The sequence below is a fragment of the Empedobacter sp. EJD.6dd genome, assembly GCF_057369435.1.
In genome coordinates this window covers 1,145,241-1,166,055 of sequence record NZ_CM170667.1, presented here as the reverse complement: position 1 = coordinate 1,166,055, position 20,815 = coordinate 1,145,241, and the positions used below count along the sequence as shown (strand labels likewise).

Genomic DNA, 20,815 nt, shown 5'->3' with positions numbered 1-20,815 from the left:
CTTTATTTTAATAATTTTTTTACTAAATGAATAAAATTCTAAAATTTCTATTATTGATCATGTTATCAATAAAAATAAACGCTCAACAAATTATCATAACAGATATTAATAATTTTTGGATGGCTTTTGATAGTGTTTCTAAAATAGATGAAAATAAAGAATCCATTTTTAAAACTTTGTATTTGGATAAAGGAACAATTGGATTAAAAAGTTTTGCTCAAAAAAAGAATTTTAACGAAGATAATTATATTTCATCTTTTAATAAATATCCTAACTTTTGGAAAAGTATACGTCCTAATACTTTGATTTCTGTTCAACAAATTAAGAAAACAGAAAAAGCGATTAAACAATTTAATAAATTGTATCTGAATCAATCTACTGGGAATATTTATTACACAATTGGAGCGTTAAGATCTGGGGGAATGCCAAATGGAAAGGATTTGATAGTTGGTTTAGAGAAAGTTGTGGGTGATAATTTAACGAATACTTCCGAGTTTGAAAATAAGTCATTACAAAATATGTTTAAGTTTTCAAATCAAGCTTTATTAGAATTTGTTAGTGTTCATGAATTTATTCATACTTTTCAGCATGGAGGTGAAGTGAATGTTTTAGCAAAGTCAATCAAAGAAGGTTCTGCTGATTTTATTGCGGAATTAGCTTTTAAACATAAGTATAATGCTCATTATTTGGATTATGGTTTTAATAATTTTGATTTGATTAAAGATCAATTTAAAATTCAAATGTTGAGTCAAAATTTTAATAATTGGTTTTATAATGCTGAAACAAATGAACATCCAGATTTAGGATATTTTGTGGGTTATGTAATTTCAAAAAATTACTATTCTAATTTGAATAATAAAAAACAGGCTATAAAAGATTTAATAGAATTAGATTATGATAACGAAAATGCTGTTTTTGAAGTTCTTAAAAAATCTAATTATTTTACAGAAGAATTGAATAGTAAAGATTTAATGTTAGAATATAAGAATAATCAACCTCGAGTTCTGAAAATTATAGAGTTTGAAAATGGAGCTAAAAATATTGATAAATCGTTGAAGCAAATACAAATTGTTTTTTCTAAACCATTAAATGATAAGGTTTCAATTAACTTTTCTAAAAATGGGAAAGAACATTTTCCTTTGAATAAAATAGTTGGTCTTAATGCAGACAAAACAACTTTGATTTTAGAAACAATAGCTATGCAGGCAAACACTACTTATGATTTCTATATTACAAATCGTTCGACTAAATCTTTAGATGGGTTTCCATTTATTGAGGAAGAATATAAAATTGAATTTAAAACGTCTGATTAAGTAATTAAAACTAAAAAAAAATCCACTCATTTGAGTGGATTTAATATGTTTAAGAAAATCTTATTTCATGTAAGCGTCAGAATTTCTTGCTGGGCTTTTAACCTCTGGCCATTCTTGTTGCTTTCCATCTCTACCAATTGGTAAAACACGACGATCACGATTTACTAATTCATTTTCTTTATCAGCCATCATTGTTAACGTAGCTGCTAAAATTGCATTACTTTGAATTTCTTCAAAAACAATTTTATCGTAAGTATCTTTATTTGTGTGCCAAGTATATGTACCATAACCCCAATTAAGTGAACTTAACATAAATCCTGGTATGCCTGCAGCAACAAATGAAGCATGATCTGATCCACCTCCGCTTGGAGATCCAGGGAAATCTGTTTTAATTTCATTACGAACAAAAGAAGGTGTTGCAGCTAACCAACGCGTCATGTATTCGTACGATTTTTCGAAACCAGAACCATTGATATTTACAACGCGTCCTGTCCCGTTATCTAAATTGAAAACAGCTTGTGTATTTTTTACAATTTCTGGATGATCTTCTACAAAAGCACGAGAACCATTCAATCCTTGTTCCTCACTTCCCCATAAACAAATTAAGATTGTGCGTTTGTTATTTGGATATAATTTTTTGATTGTACGAATAGTTTCCATCATCGCAATTGTTCCTGTTCCGTTGTCTGTCGCACCTTGCGCACCATCCCAAGAATCAAAGTGAGCAGATAGAATAATGTATTCGTTTGGTTTTTCTTTTCCTTTAATTTCTCCAACAATATTAAATGTTTTTGCAACACCATTATGTTTAGATTGTGCATTAACAGTTAATTTCGGAGCAGTTCCGTTTTCAGCTAAACGATATAACATTCCGTAATCTTCGTTCGAAATATCTAACATTGGGATTGTTTTCGTTTTAGCACCAAAAATTCTATTTGCACCCATAATTCCTGTCCAATATGAAATTGCAACTGCCGCTGCACCATTTTTTTCGAAAACTTCTGGAAGTGTATTGTTGTTGTAACCTGTTACTTTGATAGAATTTGTCCAAGCTTCAGCTTCAGCTTTTCTATTTTCAGTGACTTTTTTGTATAAATCTTCAGAACCAAATTCTTTGTATTGATAATCAGAACGACCATAAGATTGGTTTTGAGACATCAAAACAACTTTACCTTTTACACTTGGTAACCAAGCATCAAATTCAGCTTTTGTTTTAAAAACTGGCATTGCAACAACATCTGCTGTTACAGCTTTTTTAGTTGCTGGCGACCACGCTAATTGCGTTGCTTCAATAGATTTAGCTCTTGGATACGTCATGTCAACATGCGTTATACCACGCTCCCAAGCTTTCCATGTTCCATAATCTTCGCGACGAGCGTCGATTCCCCAAGATTTTAATGTTTTAATTGCCCAATCTCCTGCTTGATCCATTTGAGGAGTTCCTACTAAACGAGGTCCAATACCATCTAACAATTCATGTGAAATTTTTTTCAACTGAGAATTATTCTGAATTTCAGTTACAAAACTTTGTACTGTTGGATCTAATTTTTCTTGTGCATGCACTGCGATAGATGATAAAACTAATGTAGAGTAGGTTAATGTGTTAATCAATTTCATAATTAAACTAATTTCGTGTGATAAATTTTACAAATTAGGTCTAAAATAGGCTATTTTGTTAAATAAAAAAAGACATCTGTGAATGTCTTTTCTGTATTTATGTTTTTTTGAAAATATAGTATTGATTTTTATATATCTTTCATTTTCACAAAACGATTATTTTGTAAGACAAATATTTTATCGGGATTGTAAGCATGATTTTTTTTAGATTCTTCGTTCAATGGAAAAACCGTAATTGCTAAAACAGGAAAATCATTAAAATTGAATATTTGTAAATTAATATTTTTGTACAAAAATTCATCTTTAGAAAATGTTGTGTCAAGTAAATGATAATAATTTACCAGTTCAAGATCGCTCATGATGCTTTCTGTTAGGTTTTCTGGATGATAACCAACATACAATAAACCTCCTTGTCCATGCAACATTGCGTAAATGTTTTTTTCGATTTCTTTAGGACAATTTTTTTCTAAAAAATTTACATAATCAAATTCTTCGTAATGGAAAAGTCTTTCGTAAAGGCAATTTAATAAACTATTTTTAATCGAAATATTATTTACAAAAAATTGTCTTGTGACATTTTTCCACAAAAAAGGTGTGTCTAAAATATGAAAAACATCTTCTGAAAGAGATAAATTACTAAAAGATTGCTTATTCAATTCATTTGAATTTTCTTTTGCATAACTAGAATGTTTTAGCAAATGATACTCATTTATTAAATTGTTGAGTTGTTCTGAATAATTAGATGCAGTCAAGTTTTTTAAAGAAAAAATCTCATACTCTTTATCTTTTTGAATTGTTCCAATCGTTTCATTCACCTTAAAAGATAAAGTAATTCCGTAAGGAAAAATACTTTCGTTTGGTATGATCAGAATTGCTTCTTGGTTAAAGAGTTTTAAACGTTTGTAATTATTTTCATTAGGCACAGAAATTTCTGTATTTACTCGTTCAATTGCATTCGAATGAATAAAATCACTTTCGATTTTTATTAAACCTTCATTTGAGATAATTTCAAGATAATTTTCTAGAAAATTAAAGGCATTTATTCTGTTTTCTATACTATTATTAGAATTAAATTCAGTCTTATGTGTGTCAGTAGTTTTAGTGCAAAAACGTGTTCTTATAACATAAGTTATTGTGGATAATGAGTCTTTGTACATTGATTAGTTTTAGTGAAAAACAAAAATAGTATTTATGTTTTAAAATATTTTCAGTGTAAAACACTTTTATTAAAAAATTATTAAGATTGAAATTCTTAATTTATTTTCTTGATTTTTTATTAAAATAATCGAATAGAAAAACTTATGTTTTAACAAAATGATAAAATTGGAAAGGAAATACAATATTCCTACTAACAAAAAAAATCCTCAATTCCGAAAAACTGAGGATTTACTAACCAACTAAAATTAAATCTATCTATGAAATTTGTATGCTACGTTTTTCTTTTGGTAAAGCTTCTTCTTTTTTAGGTAACGATAATTTAAGAATCCCGTTTACATAAGCAGCTTCTATTTTATCTTCGTTTACTGTTTCTGGCAATGTAAATGCTCTTTTGAAACTTGAAAAATTAAATTCTCTTCTCGAAAATTTTTCTTCTTTTACTTCTTCATTTTGTTTAAATTCTGATGAAATTTTCAAAATATTTTCATCAATTTCAATTGAGAAGTCTTCTTTGTTTAAACCTGGTGCAGCTAATAAAATTTCGAAACTATCTTCGTTTTCCTTGATATTTACTGCAGGAAGTTGATTTTGAGAATTAACAAATGTTTCAAATTTTGGACGCATTGCGTTTTCAAATCCAAAAGAGAAATAATTTGCACTGTTTTTTCTAACTGTATTCATGTCTTTTATGTTTAAATTTTTGATTTCATTGTTGATGCTTACTTCTTTTCAAATTGTATGCAAAATGATTTTATAAGACAAAATGATTTGATTTTAATGTTTTATATGCCAAAAAGTCTGAATATTAAATTTAATACATAAAAAATCCTGAAAAATTGACTTTTCAGGATTTGAAATTATTCTGGAGTAACTTTGAAATTACTTCTTATTTAAAAATATCATCTAAAACTTTTGCTAAACGAATTCCTCCTTTTAATAATTGATCTTCGATGATAAATTTATTGTCAAAATGGTAACGGTAACCTAATTTATCGTCCATTTTTACACCTGCGTAAATGTTGTTTGCAAGAATGTAAGAACCATAAATCCAATCCGCATATGTACCTTCTTTCATTACTTTTTGACGTTCTTTTGATGCGATATCTAATAAATTAGAATATTCTGTATATGAATAGTTTTCGTAATCTACCAATTTAGAATCCCAAACGGTGTGGATATTTACTTTATCACGGAACCATTCTACTTTGATACGATTTCCTCCTAAATCATCTGGTCGACCAACATGAAGTGGTTGATGTGCATCACCAAGAATGTGAATTAAGAAGTATAAATCGTGTTGTTTTTGCTCAATCGTAAGGTTTTTATTGTTTTTTAACTCATTCATTAAGAACAATCCTTTTTTGTACATGTTCTCTTCTGAAGTTTCTGCTAAAGCAACGTCAAATTGTTGGCGGCTTAAATCTCCAGGAATGTTAACATAGTGGTAAGAATCTGCATGTTTCCAAGAATCATCAGATTTAATAAAATCTGGCCAGTTTGCCCAATATGCTAACTTTTGAGGACCAATAATTTTTGTAATTTCTTTACGAGTTTTCTTACTAATGTGTTGTTCTGCAATTTGAGAAACTACTCGGTGACCTGTTAATCCCCAAGCTAAAGCACTTTCTGAAGCTAAAAATGCACCTAAAAGCATTGCACTTCCTATAATTTTTTTCATTGTGTGAGCTCGATTTTCGACAAAGGTAATAAAACTAACTGAAGTTAGATAAGTGATTTTTGGAAGGTAATATTTGTTTGAGTATTTTATTTTTGATTTTATAGATTCTATGCTTAATTTATTGATTTTGCAAACAATTTAAATAAAATCAAAAAACTTTTAAAAAAAATATTCTCAATCAAACATGGATAAACAGACCTATTGTTGTGTTTTTTATTTATAATACTAAAAATATTTCAGTACTTTGTTTTGCATAATACTAAAACTTTTATATATATTTGTATAACAAAATAAAACAAGCCGTTCTTATGAATATAGAGAAAACAAAAGTTCAGATGCGAAAAGGTGTACTGGAATATTGTATTCTCAGCATTATTAAAAAAGGAGATGCTTATGCATCTGATATCATAGACGAATTGAAGAAAGCAGAGATGATTGTTGTAGAAGGAACATTATATCCGCTTTTGACAAGATTAAAAAATGATGACCTTTTACAGTACCGCTGGGAAGAATCAACTTCGGGACCACCTCGCAAATATTATGCACTTACAGAGTTAGGTGAAAATTTTTTAAAAGAATTAGCTGAAACATGGGAACAGTTAATTGAAGCCGTGAATAAAGTAACTACAGAAACGCACAAAAATGGATAAGACAGTATCAATAAGTATAGGAGGATTTTCTTTCGTATTAGACGAGATCGCTTATAATAAATTAAAGACCTATTTACAAGATGTAAAAACTTCGTTGAGAGGAACTGAAGGTGTAGAAGATATTATTGAAGATGTAGAAATTCGTATTTCTGAATTGTTCCGTGAGCGATTAAAATTTAGAGAAGTTGTAAACGAAGACGATATCAATTTTGTGATTGCAACTATGGGGCATCCAGATCAATATAAAGTAGAGGATGAAGAAGGCGAAACGACTTCGTCAACAAACTCTTCTTACAATTATTCGTCAAATAATCAATCGTATGGAGGTCAACAAACAAGTGCGAAACGTTTGTATCGAGATCCAGACGATACAATTGTAACAGGATTATCAGCAGGTTTAGCACATTATATGGGTGTAGATCCTTGGTTTGTACGTGCTATTTGGTTGGTTTTACTTGTGTTAGGAGTTGCAACTCTTGGTGTTTCGTTTTGGTTGGTTGTTTTTTGTTATTTTATCTTATTAATTTTTGTTCCGAAAGCAAAAACTACATCAGAAAAATTACAAATGTATGGACAACCAGCAAACATAGATACCTTAAAAAAAAACGTAGAACAAGCTTCAGAAGCAGTAGTAAGTGGAAGCAAAGAATTAAGCAATAAATTAGGTGGAGTATTTGGCGTTTTTGGTAAAATTTTACTTTGGTTTATTGGGTTTACAATTCTTTGTTCTGGAATCGGACTTATTATTGCTGGATTCTTTTTCTTCTTTACAACTTGGACAGAAATGCCAACAGAATTGTTTGGTTACATTGTAGAGGAAGAATGGATGAGCATGGCTGCGAAGATTTTTGGCGGAATCTTAATCGTAATTCCAGGAGTTTTATTAACAATTTTAGGAGTAAAATGTTTTTGGAATAGAGTAACAGTAAGTAAAGCCGTTATTTTTGGATCAATTGCATTGTGGTTTGTTGCCTTGTTTGCCATTATCGGAATTTCAGTAAGTACAGCAAGTAAATTCAGAAATTCTGTAGAAATGACTAACGAGAAAGTACTTAATTTTCCTTCAGATACATTAAATATAGTTTTTAACGAACCAGAGGATGAAGGTTTTAAGTTTAGTGGTTTTAATAATTTAGATGAATTATTAGATCAAGATGGTAATTTAATTATTCCAATTTATAAGAGTTTTGACATCGAAGAAAGTTTAGATAATCAATTTCATGTAGAGGTAAAATACTCTTCTAAAGGAGGAAGTAAAGAAGAGGCAAAACGAAATTTAGAGTCAATCAAATACAATTACGAATTAAAAGGAAGCTATTTATCATTAGACAAATTTATTAAAATACCAAAAGATGGAAAGTTTCGTAATCAAACAGTTGACATTAAATTATATGTACCAAAAAATAAAATCGTATTTGTAAAGCAAGCAAGCGCTGTAAATATCAGAACATCAGAATATGACCGTGATTATTTAAATGATTTAAACAATAATTATATTGGATATAATGGAAAAAAATTCGTATGTTTGAACTGTCAAAAAGATGCAGATTCTGAGGATGATACAGACACAGAAGGTGTAAATATAAATGACGGAAACGATTCGGCGAGAGTTAAAATCGATAAAAATGGAATTCGTGTTGAAAGTAATGAAGCTTCAGTTGGAGTAAATTTACCAGACTCGAAATCAAATAAATCTAACCAAAAAATACACTATAAAGATGATACAGATTCTATTAACATTAACTACGGAAATCATTCAAATAATCGTTGATTTCTTTGCATAAACTTAAGAAGTATTTATAATTAACAATATTCAAAAAGAGACATTTCTAAATGAAATGTCTCTTTTTATTTTTGATCGTTTTACAAAAAACCGTTACTTGTTTTGTATGTTTGCATATGCTTAATGCACCATTTTTATGAAAAAATTTTTAGGTAAATTATTGTACTCGTTAGGAGGTTGGAAATTAGATAATCAACTCGATTTATCAAAAGTAGATAAATGTGTTTTGGTTTGCGCACCACATACCTCAAACTGGGATTTTTATTACACTATTTTAGCTTTCTGGCAAATGGGCATACCAATGAAAATGTTTATCAAAGATGCATGGACAAAACCATGGTATGGATATTTTATTAAGAAAATGGGAGGAATAGGAATAGACCGTTCTCAACGACACAATATGGTTGATTTTGCATCGGATATTCTAAAAAAATCGGATAAATTATACTTAATCAATACACCAGAAGGAACACGTTCGCGTGCAGAAAAATGGAAAAATGGTTTTTTCTATATTGCACAAAAAGCAGATGTTCCTATCGCTTTAGCTTATTGCGATTTTAAGAAAAAACGAGCAGGGATTTCAAAAATAGTTGAAACAGAAAACAGAACTTTAGAAGAAGTGATGGATGAAATTCAAGATTTTTACAAAGATGTTACGGCGAAACATCCAGCACTTTATAACCCGAAAATACATTAAATAATGAATGAACAAGATATTTTGAAAAAGTTCAACGAAATGTCTAAAAATACATTACTTGAAACGCTAGATATAGAATTTACAGCAGTAGGAGAAGATTTTTTATCAGGAAAAATGCCAGTTACATCAAAGGTACATCAACCATTTGGGTTATTGCATGGTGGCGCTTCTATCGTTTTGGCAGAAACATTGGGAAGTACATTGTCAAATATTATTTTACATTCTGATGATTATGTTGCGGTAGGGCAACATGTCGATGCAAATCATCTTCGTCCAAAAAAAGATGGGACAATCTTTGGACATGCTACAGTGGTAAAACAAGGTCGTACATCGCATTTAATTAAGATTGAAATTAAAGACGAAAACGATAAATTAATCTGCTATACACATTTAACAAACGCCATTATTTCTAAAAAACATGTTTAAAAAATTTCAAGATAAACTTGAAAGACTTATTCAAAATCAACAAGCTTTTCTGCTTTTTAGAAAACCTAATTCTACGAAAGTTGAGTTATGGGAAGATAAAAAGATTGAATCTGTCAATAAGTTTATTTGCAATAGTTTTGATAATAAGGAATTAATCGAGTTTAATGATGATGAAGTTCTTGATATTGAAATAAATGAATTACAAAATTTTGATCTTTCTTTACCAGAATCAAACAAAAATGAAGCAATTTCTTACGATAATTACATCAATTTAATTCAAAGAACTATTGAAGAATTAAAAAGTGATTCGCCTACAAAAAAAATAGTAATTAGTCGTATTAAATCACTTTCAGAAACAACTATAAATTTAGCCGAAACCTTCAAAAACTTACATCAACATTATCCAAATGCCTATGTATATTTACGATATGATGCAGATGAAGGTTGTTGGATTGGTGCTTCTCCAGAACTTTTATTGAAAGAAAATAATCTACTTATACAAACAGTTTCTTTGGCAGGAACGAAAGCAAAAGAAGATGTTTGGACAGAAAAAGAATACCACGAACAACAAGTTGTAACCGATTATATTACATCAACATTGTCGCCTTATACATCTTATATAGATGTTGACGGACCATTTTCTGTAAATGCTGGTTTTTTTGAACATTTAAAATCATTTATTTCGGCACAATTAAAAGATAAATCTCAATTGTATAATGTGTTGAAATCCTTACATCCAACGCCTGCAGTAGGTGGAATGCCAAAAGATTTGTCAAGAGATTTTATTCTCAAAAATGAAGGCTATAATCGAACTTTTTATGCAGGGTTTATGGGCTATCAAAATGAAACAGAATCCGAATATTTTGTCAATCTAAGATGTGCGAAAATCTATTCGAATAAAGTAAATTTATATGTAGGAGGAGGAATTATGCCCGATTCTATTCCAGAAAATGAATGGAGAGAAACAGAATTAAAATCAAAAACAATAGGTGAGTTGTTAGTGAAATCAAACTAAAAACTAAACCTAATAACAAAATTTTAAAGCCGAAAGAGATTTTCTTTCGGCTTTAAATTTTTCATTCCATCTTTTTAAAACTTTCAGCTTCTCAATTTTCAAGAAAAATACCCTTTAACAACAATTCTACACTTTTTATCCAAAAAGTAAAGAAATACTGCTTTTCTTCTATTTTCGTTCGTGTTTCCTTCGAGTTTTCTTCGACAATTGTTCGACGAAAGGTGCATTTTTAGGGAGGTTTGTCGAACAATCCTCGAACGATCCTCGAACGATGGTTGAACAAAGCCAAAATCGACCAAAAATGTGTTTCTACTATAGCTATGATGTACAGTAGGTTTGCTGAGAATTTATTTTTACGTATAAGTGTAATTGTGTAAAAACATACTGGACAGAACTGGACAGATGTGGACAGAAGTGGACAAAACCGGACACAAAAACATGTTTTTGTAATTCGTATTGAATTTTGTATTAAATTTAATAGCCTAATTTGTAAAAAGAACAATTAAGGTAAGAATAAGAAGTAGGTTTTTTTTAGCTTAAGTGAATTGTGTAGTAGCTAACCTTAAAAATAACTTTAGCTTATCTAAGTGATTAAAAATGTGAATTCTGTTTTCATTAAAAAAGGTAATCCCATAACAGGATTACCTTTTTTAGTTGATTTTAATGATTAAATTATTTCTTTTTTCCGTCTTTTGCCATTCTTTCTTCCACGCGTTTAGCACGTTTCTCGCTATCAGGATGACTTGACATTAATTTCTGAGCTGTAGAAGCTTTGCTACCAGATAGCTCTGCTAATTTACGAAATACAGAAGCTAATGCAGCAGGATCTTTGCCTGCAGAAACCATAAATTTGTATGCATATTCATCTGCTGCCGATTCTTGACTTTGCGAGAACTGGGCTGATAATAATTTTGTTGCAAAATCGCCCATTTGTGAATTAGATAAGTTTGCTAATGTACCTCCAGATGAACCAGCATAATCGGCTGCTGCAGATGTTAATAAAGCTTGCTTGTAGGCTTTCTTCGTATGTCCTAATTTCACATGTCCCATTTCGTGGCCAATAACACCTAAAATTTCGTCATCAGTCATCAAATCCATTAATGAAGAAAAGACACGTACACTACCATCAAAAGTAGCAAATGCATTGATATCGCTTACCCAATATACTTTGTAGTTGATATCAAGTCCGTCATATCCAATTGCAGGTTTGATGATTTTTTCTAAACGTTCTGCATAAGCACGTTTCGTTTTGTCTTTATCATCAAGTTTACAAACCGGATTGTTGTTGTCCATCCAAACAACAGCTTCTTTTGTGTAAGTTTTTAATTCGTCATCAGAAACTGTTAAGGCTTTTGCACCTTTAGTCAATGCGCCAATTTTTCCAGAATTAATCTGAGAAAATCCATAAGTAGTACCTAAACAAAGCGTTAGGCAAAGTAAGATTTTTTTCATAGGTAGTAAGATTTAATTTTGATTTCACTAAAATACAATTATTTGTTAGAAAAGCAGTACTTTCGAAGTGTTAAAATGTTAAATAAAAAAGAGATATAATGACAACAATAGATTGGCAAACAGTAAAAGAATACGAAGATATTACGTTCAAAAAATGTGATGGAGTTATGCGTATTGCTTTTAATCGTCCTGAAGTTCGTAATGCATTTCGTCCGAAAACTGTTTTCGAATTATTAGATGCTTTTCAATTAGCAGAAGAAGATCGTGAAGTTGGTGTAATTTTATTGACAGGAGAAGGACCTTCTGCAAAAGACGGTGGTTGGGCTTTTTGTTCAGGTGGTGATCAACGTGTTCGTGGAGCGAAAGGATACGAAGGACAAGATGGTGTTGGTCGTTTGAATATTTTAGAAGTTCAGCGTTTAATTCGTTTTTCGACAAAAGTTGTTGTAGCCGTTGTAAATGGTTGGGCAGTAGGAGGAGGACATTCTTTGCACGTGGTTTGTGATATGACATTAGCGTCTAAAGAGCATGCAATTTTCAAACAAACGGATGCAGATGTTGCTTCTTTTGATGGAGGTTATGGTTCGGCTTATTTGGCAAAACAAGTAGGACAGAAACGTGCTCGTGAAATCTTTTTCTTAGGATTGAATTATTCTGCTCAAGAAGCTTACGATATGGGAATGGTAAATTTAGTTGTTCCGCATGACGAGTTAGAACAAGTAGCTTTTGATTGGGCACAAGAGATTTTAACGAAATCGCCAACTGCGATTAAAATGTTGAAATATGCGTTCAATTTGGTGGATGATGGTTTAGTTGGACAACAAATTTTTGCCGGAGAAACAACACGTTTCGCTTATGGAACAGAAGAAGCTGTAGAAGGTAGAAATGCTTTCTTAGAAAAACGTCCAAGAGATTTTTCTAAATTTAGATAAGACAACTTAATTATAATTTAAGAAAGTGATACTGATAAAGTATCACTTTTTTAATTTCCCAAAATAAATTACATTTACTTTAACCTAACATATATTTTGTGGCAATTTCTTTTCCTGTAACAGTAGAACTTTTTGGACATGCTGTTCTAATTCATCCAATCCTTGAGTCAGTCGGTATTTTTATAGCCATGCGCTTTTATGCATTTTTGAGGAAGAAAAATAAATCAACTTTATCTACAATACAATCATTCAGTATTATAATTGGTGCATTGATTGGCGCATTGATTGGTTCTAAGTTGGTTGGAACTTTAGAAAATCCACAAGCTATAGTAGATGCAAAAAATCGTTTTTTATTTTTTTGGACAAGTAATACAATTGTGGGAGGATTAGCATTTGGTTTAATAGGAGTAGAGGTAGCTAAAAAGATAATTGGTCATAAAGAAAGCACGGGAGATTTGATTACTTTTCCTTTGATTTTAGCGATGATAATTGGGAGAATTGGTTGTTTTTTGACAGGAGTGTATGAACAAACGTATGGTGTAGAAACAACTTCTTTTTTTGGAATGGATTTGGGCGATGGTTTACAACGACATCCAGTTGCTTTGTACGAAATAGTTTACCTTATTCTGCTTTGGATTTTATTGAAAAGAGTTCAAAAGACATACAGATTTCCAGCAGGCTATATTTTTCAGCTTTTTATGTTAGCTTATTTCAGCTTTCGATTTTTATTAGATTTTATCAAACCAATTCATCCTATTTTATTCGGGTTAAGTTCAATACAAATTACTTGTGTTGGTGTTATTTTTTATTATATCTTTAAGTTATCACAAACTAAACCTAAACTTAACTAATGGAATCTTTATTTTCAATTGTTTTTATTTTACTTCTTATTGGTTCTATCCTTTCTGTAGCAGGTTTTATTTTGTACTTATTTACAAAGAATAAAAATGAGATAGAAAGTGTAGAAATGTCTCTAAAACTAATGGTTTGGGGAATAGGAATTATACTTGCTTCTGGTTCAATTTGTGGCTTAATTTTAATTGGAAACTAATATGATCTATTCAGTAATATTTGCAGAAGGAGGACTTGGAGACGATTTTATTTTATTATTGCAATTTTGGCAGGAATAGCATTTATTGGAGGCGCTGTAGGTACAGTAATTTTGCTAATTATAAATTCTTTTTCTGGTAAAAAGAAATCTTCAAAGTACTATTTAATGGTTTTTGGAATGTGTGCATTGGTTACACTTATTATTTCGGGAATGATTTGCGGAGGAATGTAAAACGTAGTTTATGTTAGCATTTATTTTATTACAAAATTTTATACATCAAGAAGATATAAATTTTATTATTTTTCTTTTAGTATTAACGCTATTTTTAGTTGCTTTAATTGGAGCAGGCATTATTACTTTTATTTATAAATTAATTCGGAAAAACGTCACTCAAAAACGATTGATATTATTATTTTTTATATCTTTTTTTAGTTTAATCATTTTGATATCAATAGCTTTAATCTTTCTCATTTTTGGAGGATTTTAAATACTTAAACTTATACTATGCCAGTTAGAAATTATACCTATTACGATTATACAATTTCACTTTGTCCAGAATGTTTAAAACGTGTTGGGGCAAAAATAATTATCGAAGACGAAAATGTTTTTATGACAAAACGTTGTCCAGATCATGGTTTTTTTAAGACGAAAATTGCAACGGATGTAGATTATTATAAAAACATAAGAAATTACAATAAAGCATCAGAAATGCCTTTGCATTTTGGGACAGATGTTGAGTATGGTTGTCCTTACGATTGTGGTTTGTGTGTCGATCACGAGCAACATTCGTGTTTATCGATTGTTGAGGTGACAGATAGATGCAATTTAACATGTCCAACTTGTTATGCCATGTCATCGCCGCATTATGGTTCTCATCGTAGTTTAGAACAAATAGAAGCGATGTTTGATACCATTGTTAAAAATGAAGGCGAACCAGATGTGGTTCAAATTAGTGGTGGAGAGCCAACAATTCATCCGCAGTTTTTCGAAATTATGGATATTGCGAAAACAAAACCGATTAAACATTTGATGTTGAATACAAACGGAATCAGAATTGCTAACGATCCAGGTTTTGCAGAAAAATTAGCAACTTATGCGCCCGAATTTGAAATTTATTTGCAGTTTGATTCCTTTAAAAAAGAAGTTTTAGAAGATTTTAGAGGTAAAGATTTAACCGACGTTCGAATGAAAGCTTTAGAAAAATTGAATGAACTAAATCTTTCTACAACATTGGTTGTTGTGCTTCAAAAAGATAAAAATATCGATGAAATTGGTAAGATTATAGAATTTGCTTTAAAACAAAAATGTGTTCGCGGAGTTACATTTCAACCTGTAGAAATTGCAGGAAGGAATAGAGAAGATTCTTCTCACGAAAAAATTACGTTAACCGAAGTTCGACAAGAAATTTTAAATCAATATCCACTTTTAAATTCAGACGATATTATTCCAGTTCCATGTAATCCAGATGCTTTAGCGATGGGATATATGTTGAAATTGAACGATGAGGTTCTTCCGTTAACACGTTATATTAATCCAGCAGATTTGTTAAATAACGAATCTAAAAATACAATTGTTTACGAGCGAGACGAGCAATTACATGTGCAATTATTGGATATTTTTAGTACCGGAATTTCGGTAGATAAAGTTCAACCAAAAGTAAATCAATTACTTTGTTGTTTGCCAGAAGTGGTTTGCGCACCAGAACTTAATTTAGATTACGATAATTTGTTCCGAATTATCATAATGAATTTTATGGATGCACATGATTTTGATGTTCGAGCAGTGAAAAAATCGTGCGTGCATATCGTTAATAAAGATTTGAAATTGATTCCGTTCGAAACAATGAATTTATTTTATCGTGACAACAAAGCCGAATATTTAGAAGAATTGAGAAAAGATGATAAGGTATTGTTTTAATGGAAGATATTGAAGTTGAAGAAGAATTAAGATTATTCAGTACTAATAATAAAGGTTATTATAAGGATAGAGAATACTGGTATTCTCCAAGAGCTGTTATTCCGTTCAAGAATCAAGAAATTGTTTTTGATTATTATACGAGCTATAAACAATCAGGAAATTTATCTTTATCTTCAAGTGAGGCGAGAATTTTCACTCAGATTGACTTAAGAATACCTATTCATTTCGAAATTAAAAATAGAGGTTTTTTAGATTCATTCGTTAACTTCGTACAGCGTAGAAAAAAGTTAGATGTTAATGATTTTGAATTAAGTGAAAGGCTTATTTTTTCTTCTAATAACAATAAAGAATTTCAAAAATTATTAACTCCTGAAATTATAGTTCAACTAAAGCAAATGAAAAAGGTTAATATATTTATAACTTATCAATTTGGTATTTGGGAAAGACCATATTTAGAAGGCGAACACGATCTAGCTGCAAACTATAGTTCGATGAATTATAATGATATGACTCTTAATCTAACGTTGTTTCAATTAATTATTGACCAAATGGAAAAGTTAAACTGGATTAAATAATAAAATGACAAATTGCTTATTTTTTGGAGATAGTATCACATATGGTGGATACGATGGAGTTTTGGGAGGCTATGTAGAAATTTTGAAACGTTATTGTCATGCAGAATTTTATAAGAATAATGCAAAAGAAGTAAATTGTTTTAACCTCGGAATTGGTGGTGAAACGACAGAAGGGTTAATAAAACGTTTTGAGATTGAAACGAAAGCTCGTCTTTCGCCTGACGAAAATCTCCTGTTTCTTTGTTACGGAGCAAATGATTTAGCAGAGAAAGATAATATAGAACTTGTGAATCTTTCTGATTTTGAAGCAAATCTATCTCAGGTAATTTCTAAAGCAAAACAATTTGTAAACGAGATTTATATGATAAGTATTTTACCAATTTCTAAAATGACTGATGGAATAAAAATTCCTGAACGTAAATTTCGTACATCAGAAAAAATAGAAATTTATAACCAAAAACTGCAAGAATTAGCTACTCTAAATCAAATACATTTTATCGATATTTATGTAAGTTTTAATTCTAATAAAGAAGAATTTCTTTCAAAAGATGGTATTCATCCGAATGAGAAGGGATATGATTTTATTGCAGAAAAATTAAAACCTATACTAGCGCAATATTTATAATTTATCTTTACTCATTATAAATAACTCATTTTGGTTTTGTAACTTTGTCCCTGAAAGTTTATAGTAATTTATTTCAAAGAAAAAATTAGTATTAATTAATCGAAATTTTCTTCGGGGCAAGGTGAAATTCCTTACCGGCGGTTATAGTCCGCGACTCCTTTAACAACTGTTATTGGACTGATTTGGTGAAACTCCAAAACCGACAGTATAGTCTGGATGAGAGAAGAAAATTGAACACAACTGAAAGTCATGAGTGATAAGTATTAAGTTCTGAGTGAAAAACTCATGACTCACAACTTTGAACTTATTACTTAACAATGTGTTCCGCCCTGAAGTGATGTTTCATGATAAAACAAAAATCAAATGAAAACAATCACACAATTTGGCACTGATGCCAACGAAAGAATTGCAAATGCAATTAAAGATCTACAAAACGGAAAAGGAATTTTATTAATTGATGATGAAAACCGCGAAAACGAAGGTGATATCATTTTTCCTGCTTCCACAATTACAGCTCCCGATATGGCTTTGCTGATTCGCGAATGTAGCGGAATTGTTTGTCTGTGTTTTACACAAGAAAAAGCAAATAAATTGGAGCTAAATCCTATGGTCGAAAATAATAACTCACGTTTTCATACCGCATTTACGGTTACAATAGAAGCAAAAGAAGGTGTAACAACTGGTGTTTCTGCTGCCGATCGAGTTCAGACTATCAAAACTGCTATTAATCCAAGTGCAAAACCCAATGATCTTAATCGTCCTGGACATGTTTTTCCATTAATTGCTCGTCCAAAAGGAGTAATGGAGCGTCGCGGACATACAGAAGGCAGTATTGATATTGTAAAATTGGCAGGTTTGGGTAACGAAGCAGTTTTGTGCGAATTAACAAATGTTGATGGTACAATGGCTAAAGTGCCTCAAATCATAGAATTTGCAGAAAAGCACGAAATGACTGTTTTAACGATAGAAGATATTTACGAATATCGTTTGCAGTTAGAGGATAAAAAACAATTAGAATTCGCATAAATTAAAACAATAAATAACGTTATAAACTTTCATAAATCTTCGAGTAGAAATGCTTGAAGATTTTTTTAACCCGACTAATTTATTACCGAAAATCAAGAGATTTTGAATAAAATCAATGTACATTTAAAAACTTAAAATTGAAATCATAAAATGACACCAGAAGAGAAAGTTCCGTCCGTTTGGAAAAATAAAGAATTTATTCCATTCATCTTTCTAAGGTTTTCCTTAATCTTTGCTCTATTCATTCAGAGTACATCTGTAGCCTACGAAATTTTTAAAGTTACTCAGAAAGAAATTTTTCTAGGATTAATAGGTTTAGCCGAGTTTTTACCAATTTTATTGACAGCTTTTTATGCAGGACAATTGGTTGATAAATTGGATAAACGGATGATTTTGGTACGAAGCATTGGTTGTTTTATGACTGCATCTTTTGTTCTGATGATTGTTAATTTTCCATCAGTTAGAGAAGCAATCGGAATTCCAGTTTATTTAGGTGTTTGTTATTTTGCCTTTTTTATTTTGGGATTGACAAGATCTTTTAGCGGACCAGCTCTTTTTGCACTTTTAGCTTTAGTTGTGCGCAAAGAAAATTATACAAAAGCAATTACATTATCGTCTTCAGCTTTTATGATTGGATCGGTTTTAGGACCTTTGGCAGGAGGAGTTATTTTAGCCAAATTTGGAATTGAAGCTGCTCTAATAACAGCTTTTACGATAATGTGTATTTCGATGATGATGATTTTAATGATTTCTAAAAAACCAGCAGAGATTTCAGAATCTGAATCGACAGAATCACCAATGACACGCATCAAAGAAGGGTTAAGATTTATTTGGGGAACTCCAATTATTTTAGCTGTGTTGAGCTTAGATATGTTCGCTGTTTTCTTTGGAGGAGCAGAATCGTTGCTACCAGCTTTTGTCGAAAAAGTATTAAATCAAGGTTCAGAAGCCTTTGGATTATTACGCTCTGCACACGGAATAGGCTCAATTATTATGATGTTTTTCTTATCCATGATTCCAAGTTTATTGAAAGGAAATGTTGGACCAAAATTATTGGGAGCTGTTGCCATGTTTGGCGTTTGTATCATTGGTTTTGGATTTAGTCAAAATTTATATATATGTTTTGCAATTTTAATGTTTGGTGGTGCTTTTGACGCTATTTCGATGGTTATTCGTCAGAGTATTTTACAAATAAAAACACCCGAAAATTTAAAAGGTCGTGTTTCTTCTGTTAATTCAATATTTGTCAGTTCTTCTAATGAATTAGGTGCTTTAGAAAGTGGAATTGCCGCAACATTTTTGGGATTAGTTCCTGGAATTATTTTTGGAGGATCAATGACTATTTTAACAGTGATTCTAATTACTTTATTTATTAAACCGATCAGAAAAGTTACTTTGAATTAGGATTGTTGTGAATGAAAATATTGTATTACTTTTGAAGTTTTAAAATACAATAATCATATGAAGAGAATTTTACTTGCTTCAATCAGTTTAGTAATGTTAACTACTGTAAAGGCTCAACAATTAGAATTTGGTCCAACAATAGGTTACCGTTTTAATAATATTGTTGATAGAAAGTCTGAAACTAAAAGAGCAGTTATTGGAGATGCTTTATGGAAAGCAGAATATGGTTTTCAAGCAATTTATAATTTTAGAAAACCAGGAAATCAAATGAATTATCGTTTAACTGCTTTTTATCAAAATCAAAAAAGAGGATCGATAAGTGAAAAAAAATCATCTGATAGATATGAAATCGATACAAATGGTTTTGGTTTAATGTTTGGTGTGGCAAGAGAATTTTCTCCTAAATGGATATTGACGATGAATATTGGATTAGGTACAAATTCTATGGATACTAAAAATTATTATAAAGGAGAACATACGCAAACTTCTGCTTTTGATAAATTATATACTGATTTAGAACCAAAATCTAATGAAGTTAATTTTTTATATCAAATTGGTCTTGAAAGAGTTGTTATACAAGATAAGCTTCTAGTTTTTGTAGATTTTCATGGAGATGCGGGAATATCTAAAATGAATCAAAGTTCTGGTAGTTATGGTAATCAAGGATTAGGATTTGGAGCAGGAGTACGCTACCTAATTGATTTATCTAAAAAAGATTAATTTATAGTTCATAAATTAAAAAAGCGAATCAAATGATTCGCTTTTTTAATATCTTTAAGTAAATTAGATATCAATGAAATATAGGGTTTACTTTTTAATTTTAGGATTTAGTTTATTGAGTTGTAAAAGAGAATTGTCACAAGAAGAACGTGATAAATTGCATCAAGACTCTATCAATCAAAAAAATCTGTCAATGGGAATGAATGAGGATTCTTCGTTTTCTATTCAAAAATTTATGTATGAATACAATAATTTTAAAGAGACTGAAGCAAAAAAAGATACAAGTTTAATTCCTATTGAAATTATACCTATGGGTTTAGCTGCTTATCAAATTATATATTACAATGATGATGTAATTTATTTTTATCAAGATACAACACAATATCCTCGAATGTTATGTGGAACGGAAGCTTTACAAAATTATAATAATAAAAGATTTACAGAAATGTTTAAAATGAAAAAAAATGATTTAATTCAAATTAAACAAGATACAATAAATCAATTTTTAGAGAAAATAATTGTAAGTAGAAATAATAAACCTTTTTCAATTGATATTGCGATAAACAAAGATCCTATTAAAAATAAGAGTTTAAATTCGTTGAGAAAATATTTGTCTAGAAGTGATTTACGTTACATTTATCGTCCACTTTCTACACGAGAGCGTTTGGTAGCTGATGCGAAATTCAAAAATACTTCCGAAGATTTTTCTAAAATAAATTGGGATAGTGCTTATCACGAAGATTACAAGAAATTTTATCCGGAGAACTAAAAGTTTA

General features: G+C 30.3%; 22 protein-coding genes and 1 riboswitch. Of the genes, 17 read left to right on the top strand and 5 right to left on the bottom strand.

Features of this window, described 5'->3' with window-relative positions; genetic code table 11:
* The first annotated feature begins 26 nt into the window (after positions 1–26).
* Positions 27–1,313: a DUF2268 domain-containing putative Zn-dependent protease gene (locus tag AC2I98_RS05425; protein ID WP_486413608.1), complete on the top strand. Its 1,287-nt coding sequence runs from the start codon at positions 27–29 to the stop codon at positions 1,311–1,313.
* A gap of 60 nt (positions 1,314–1,373) precedes the next feature.
* Here the strand turns inward: AC2I98_RS05425 and AC2I98_RS05420 are convergent, their stop codons facing one another.
* From AC2I98_RS05420 to AC2I98_RS05405, 4 genes are all read right to left on the bottom strand, one after another.
* The gene (locus AC2I98_RS05420; protein ID WP_486413607.1) at positions 1,374–2,930 is read right to left on the bottom strand and encodes a M20/M25/M40 family metallo-hydrolase; all 1,557 of its coding nucleotides are present in this window, start codon (positions 2,928–2,930) and stop codon (positions 1,374–1,376) included.
* 128 nt (positions 2,931–3,058) lie between these two features.
* Entirely contained in the window at positions 3,059–4,087 is a 1,029-nt protein-coding gene (locus AC2I98_RS05415; protein ID WP_486413606.1) for a hypothetical protein, read from the bottom strand.
* Between the two features lie 256 nt (positions 4,088–4,343).
* The gene (locus AC2I98_RS05410; protein WP_486413605.1) at positions 4,344–4,769 is read right to left on the bottom strand and encodes an Hsp20/alpha crystallin family protein; all 426 of its coding nucleotides are present in this window, start codon (positions 4,767–4,769) and stop codon (positions 4,344–4,346) included.
* Between the two features lie 205 nt (positions 4,770–4,974).
* Positions 4,975–5,766 carry a S1/P1 nuclease gene (locus tag AC2I98_RS05405; RefSeq protein ID WP_486413604.1) on the bottom strand — a complete coding sequence of 264 codons (792 nt, stop codon included), beginning with the start codon at positions 5,764–5,766 and terminating at the stop codon, positions 4,975–4,977.
* A gap of 308 nt (positions 5,767–6,074) precedes the next feature.
* Between AC2I98_RS05405 and AC2I98_RS05400 the strand changes: the two genes are divergently transcribed.
* The 5 genes from AC2I98_RS05400 to AC2I98_RS05380 all read left to right on the top strand — a co-directional run bounded on the left by AC2I98_RS05400 (position 6,075) and on the right by AC2I98_RS05380 (position 10,337).
* Entirely contained in the window at positions 6,075–6,416 is a 342-nt protein-coding gene (locus AC2I98_RS05400) for a PadR family transcriptional regulator (RefSeq protein ID WP_038332243.1), read from the top strand.
* The gene (locus tag AC2I98_RS05395) at positions 6,409–8,187 is read left to right on the top strand and encodes a PspC domain-containing protein (protein ID WP_486413603.1); all 1,779 of its coding nucleotides are present in this window, start codon (positions 6,409–6,411) and stop codon (positions 8,185–8,187) included. Before AC2I98_RS05400 ends, AC2I98_RS05395 begins: the two co-directional genes overlap by 8 nt.
* 148 nt (positions 8,188–8,335) lie before the next feature.
* Positions 8,336–8,896 (top strand): 1-acyl-sn-glycerol-3-phosphate acyltransferase, encoded by a 561-nt coding sequence (locus AC2I98_RS05390; RefSeq protein WP_486413602.1) that lies wholly within the window; start codon positions 8,336–8,338, stop codon positions 8,894–8,896.
* A gap of 3 nt (positions 8,897–8,899) precedes the next feature.
* Positions 8,900–9,322 (top strand): PaaI family thioesterase, encoded by a 423-nt coding sequence (locus AC2I98_RS05385; protein WP_486413601.1) that lies wholly within the window; start codon positions 8,900–8,902, stop codon positions 9,320–9,322.
* Positions 9,315–10,337: an isochorismate synthase gene (locus AC2I98_RS05380; RefSeq protein ID WP_486413600.1), complete on the top strand. Its 1,023-nt coding sequence runs from the start codon at positions 9,315–9,317 to the stop codon at positions 10,335–10,337. The genes AC2I98_RS05385 and AC2I98_RS05380 overlap by 8 nt, the downstream gene beginning before the upstream one ends.
* Positions 10,338–11,009: 672 nt before the next feature.
* On the opposite strand, the gene AC2I98_RS05375 is transcribed toward AC2I98_RS05380, so the two are convergent.
* Positions 11,010–11,789 (bottom strand): M48 family metallopeptidase, encoded by a 780-nt coding sequence (locus AC2I98_RS05375; protein ID WP_486413599.1) that lies wholly within the window; start codon positions 11,787–11,789, stop codon positions 11,010–11,012.
* Between the two features lie 98 nt (positions 11,790–11,887).
* Here AC2I98_RS05375 and AC2I98_RS05370 point away from each other — a divergent pair, with 98 nt between their 5' ends.
* From AC2I98_RS05370 to AC2I98_RS05320, 11 genes are all read left to right on the top strand, one after another.
* A complete protein-coding gene (locus AC2I98_RS05370) occupies positions 11,888–12,721 on the top strand; it encodes a 1,4-dihydroxy-2-naphthoyl-CoA synthase (RefSeq protein WP_486413598.1) in 834 nt (277 codons plus the stop codon).
* Between the two features lie 98 nt (positions 12,722–12,819).
* Positions 12,820–13,572 carry a prolipoprotein diacylglyceryl transferase gene (locus tag AC2I98_RS05365; RefSeq protein WP_486413597.1) on the top strand — a complete coding sequence of 251 codons (753 nt, stop codon included), beginning with the start codon at positions 12,820–12,822 and terminating at the stop codon, positions 13,570–13,572.
* Positions 13,572–13,772, top strand: a complete 201-nt coding sequence (locus AC2I98_RS05360; RefSeq protein WP_486413596.1) for a hypothetical protein — start codon at positions 13,572–13,574, stop codon at positions 13,770–13,772. Before AC2I98_RS05365 ends, AC2I98_RS05360 begins: the two co-directional genes overlap by 1 nt.
* 66 nt (positions 13,773–13,838) lie before the next feature.
* Positions 13,839–14,003 carry a hypothetical protein gene (locus AC2I98_RS05355; RefSeq protein WP_486413595.1) on the top strand — a complete coding sequence of 55 codons (165 nt, stop codon included), beginning with the start codon at positions 13,839–13,841 and terminating at the stop codon, positions 14,001–14,003.
* Positions 14,004–14,276: 273 nt separating this feature from the next.
* Positions 14,277–15,689: a radical SAM protein gene (locus tag AC2I98_RS05350; protein WP_486413594.1), complete on the top strand. Its 1,413-nt coding sequence runs from the start codon at positions 14,277–14,279 to the stop codon at positions 15,687–15,689.
* The gene (locus AC2I98_RS05345) at positions 15,689–16,264 is read left to right on the top strand and encodes a hypothetical protein (protein ID WP_486413593.1); all 576 of its coding nucleotides are present in this window, start codon (positions 15,689–15,691) and stop codon (positions 16,262–16,264) included. The genes AC2I98_RS05350 and AC2I98_RS05345 overlap by 1 nt, the downstream gene beginning before the upstream one ends.
* Positions 16,265–16,268: 4 nt before the next feature.
* Entirely contained in the window at positions 16,269–16,889 is a 621-nt protein-coding gene (locus AC2I98_RS05340; RefSeq protein ID WP_486413592.1) for an SGNH/GDSL hydrolase family protein, read from the top strand.
* A 103-nt stretch (positions 16,890–16,992) separates the two neighbouring features.
* Positions 16,993–17,121: riboswitch (FMN riboswitch) on the top strand.
* Between the two features lie 131 nt (positions 17,122–17,252).
* Positions 17,253–17,915, top strand: a complete 663-nt coding sequence (gene ribB, locus AC2I98_RS05335) for a 3,4-dihydroxy-2-butanone-4-phosphate synthase (RefSeq protein WP_486413591.1) — start codon at positions 17,253–17,255, stop codon at positions 17,913–17,915.
* Positions 17,916–18,065: 150 nt separating this feature from the next.
* The gene (locus AC2I98_RS05330; protein ID WP_486413590.1) at positions 18,066–19,319 is read left to right on the top strand and encodes an MFS transporter; all 1,254 of its coding nucleotides are present in this window, start codon (positions 18,066–18,068) and stop codon (positions 19,317–19,319) included.
* Between the two features lie 57 nt (positions 19,320–19,376).
* Positions 19,377–20,039: a hypothetical protein gene (locus AC2I98_RS05325; protein ID WP_486413589.1), complete on the top strand. Its 663-nt coding sequence runs from the start codon at positions 19,377–19,379 to the stop codon at positions 20,037–20,039.
* Positions 20,040–20,112: 73 nt separating this feature from the next.
* Complete coding sequence (locus AC2I98_RS05320; RefSeq protein ID WP_486413588.1) at positions 20,113–20,808, top strand: hypothetical protein; 696 nt, start codon at positions 20,113–20,115, stop codon at positions 20,806–20,808.
* Positions 20,809–20,815 lie beyond the last annotated feature (7 nt).

Excerpts from the sequence above, each read along its gene's own strand:
- AC2I98_RS05400 (WP_038332243.1), top strand. The coding sequence starts at position 6,075 with ATGAATATAGAGAAAACAAAAGTTCAGATGCGAAAAGGTGTACTGGAA.
- AC2I98_RS05395 (WP_486413603.1), top strand. The coding sequence starts at position 6,409 with ATGGATAAGACAGTATCAATAAGTATAGGAGGATTTTCTTTCGTATTA.
- AC2I98_RS05425 (WP_486413608.1), top strand. The coding sequence starts at position 27 with ATGAATAAAATTCTAAAATTTCTATTATTGATCATGTTATCAATAAAA.
- AC2I98_RS05345 (WP_486413593.1), top strand. The coding sequence starts at position 15,689 with ATGGAAGATATTGAAGTTGAAGAAGAATTAAGATTATTCAGTACTAAT.
- AC2I98_RS05420 (WP_486413607.1), bottom strand. The coding sequence starts at position 2,930 with ATGAAATTGATTAACACATTAACCTACTCTACATTAGTTTTATCATCT.
- AC2I98_RS05330 (WP_486413590.1), top strand. The coding sequence starts at position 18,066 with ATGACACCAGAAGAGAAAGTTCCGTCCGTTTGGAAAAATAAAGAATTT.
- AC2I98_RS05380 (WP_486413600.1), top strand. The coding sequence starts at position 9,315 with ATGTTTAAAAAATTTCAAGATAAACTTGAAAGACTTATTCAAAATCAA.
- AC2I98_RS05325 (WP_486413589.1), top strand. The coding sequence starts at position 19,377 with ATGAAGAGAATTTTACTTGCTTCAATCAGTTTAGTAATGTTAACTACT.
- AC2I98_RS05390 (WP_486413602.1), top strand. The coding sequence starts at position 8,336 with ATGAAAAAATTTTTAGGTAAATTATTGTACTCGTTAGGAGGTTGGAAA.
- AC2I98_RS05415 (WP_486413606.1), bottom strand. The coding sequence starts at position 4,087 with ATGTACAAAGACTCATTATCCACAATAACTTATGTTATAAGAACACGT.
- AC2I98_RS05360 (WP_486413596.1), top strand. The coding sequence starts at position 13,572 with ATGGAATCTTTATTTTCAATTGTTTTTATTTTACTTCTTATTGGTTCT.
- AC2I98_RS05385 (WP_486413601.1), top strand. The coding sequence starts at position 8,900 with ATGAATGAACAAGATATTTTGAAAAAGTTCAACGAAATGTCTAAAAAT.
- AC2I98_RS05320 (WP_486413588.1), top strand. The coding sequence starts at position 20,113 with ATGAAATATAGGGTTTACTTTTTAATTTTAGGATTTAGTTTATTGAGT.
- AC2I98_RS05370 (WP_486413598.1), top strand. The coding sequence starts at position 11,888 with ATGACAACAATAGATTGGCAAACAGTAAAAGAATACGAAGATATTACG.
- AC2I98_RS05410 (WP_486413605.1), bottom strand. The coding sequence starts at position 4,769 with ATGAATACAGTTAGAAAAAACAGTGCAAATTATTTCTCTTTTGGATTT.
- ribB (WP_486413591.1), top strand. The coding sequence starts at position 17,253 with ATGAAAACAATCACACAATTTGGCACTGATGCCAACGAAAGAATTGCA.
- AC2I98_RS05375 (WP_486413599.1), bottom strand. The coding sequence starts at position 11,789 with ATGAAAAAAATCTTACTTTGCCTAACGCTTTGTTTAGGTACTACTTAT.
- AC2I98_RS05340 (WP_486413592.1), top strand. The coding sequence starts at position 16,269 with ATGACAAATTGCTTATTTTTTGGAGATAGTATCACATATGGTGGATAC.
- AC2I98_RS05350 (WP_486413594.1), top strand. The coding sequence starts at position 14,277 with ATGCCAGTTAGAAATTATACCTATTACGATTATACAATTTCACTTTGT.
- AC2I98_RS05405 (WP_486413604.1), bottom strand. The coding sequence starts at position 5,766 with ATGAAAAAAATTATAGGAAGTGCAATGCTTTTAGGTGCATTTTTAGCT.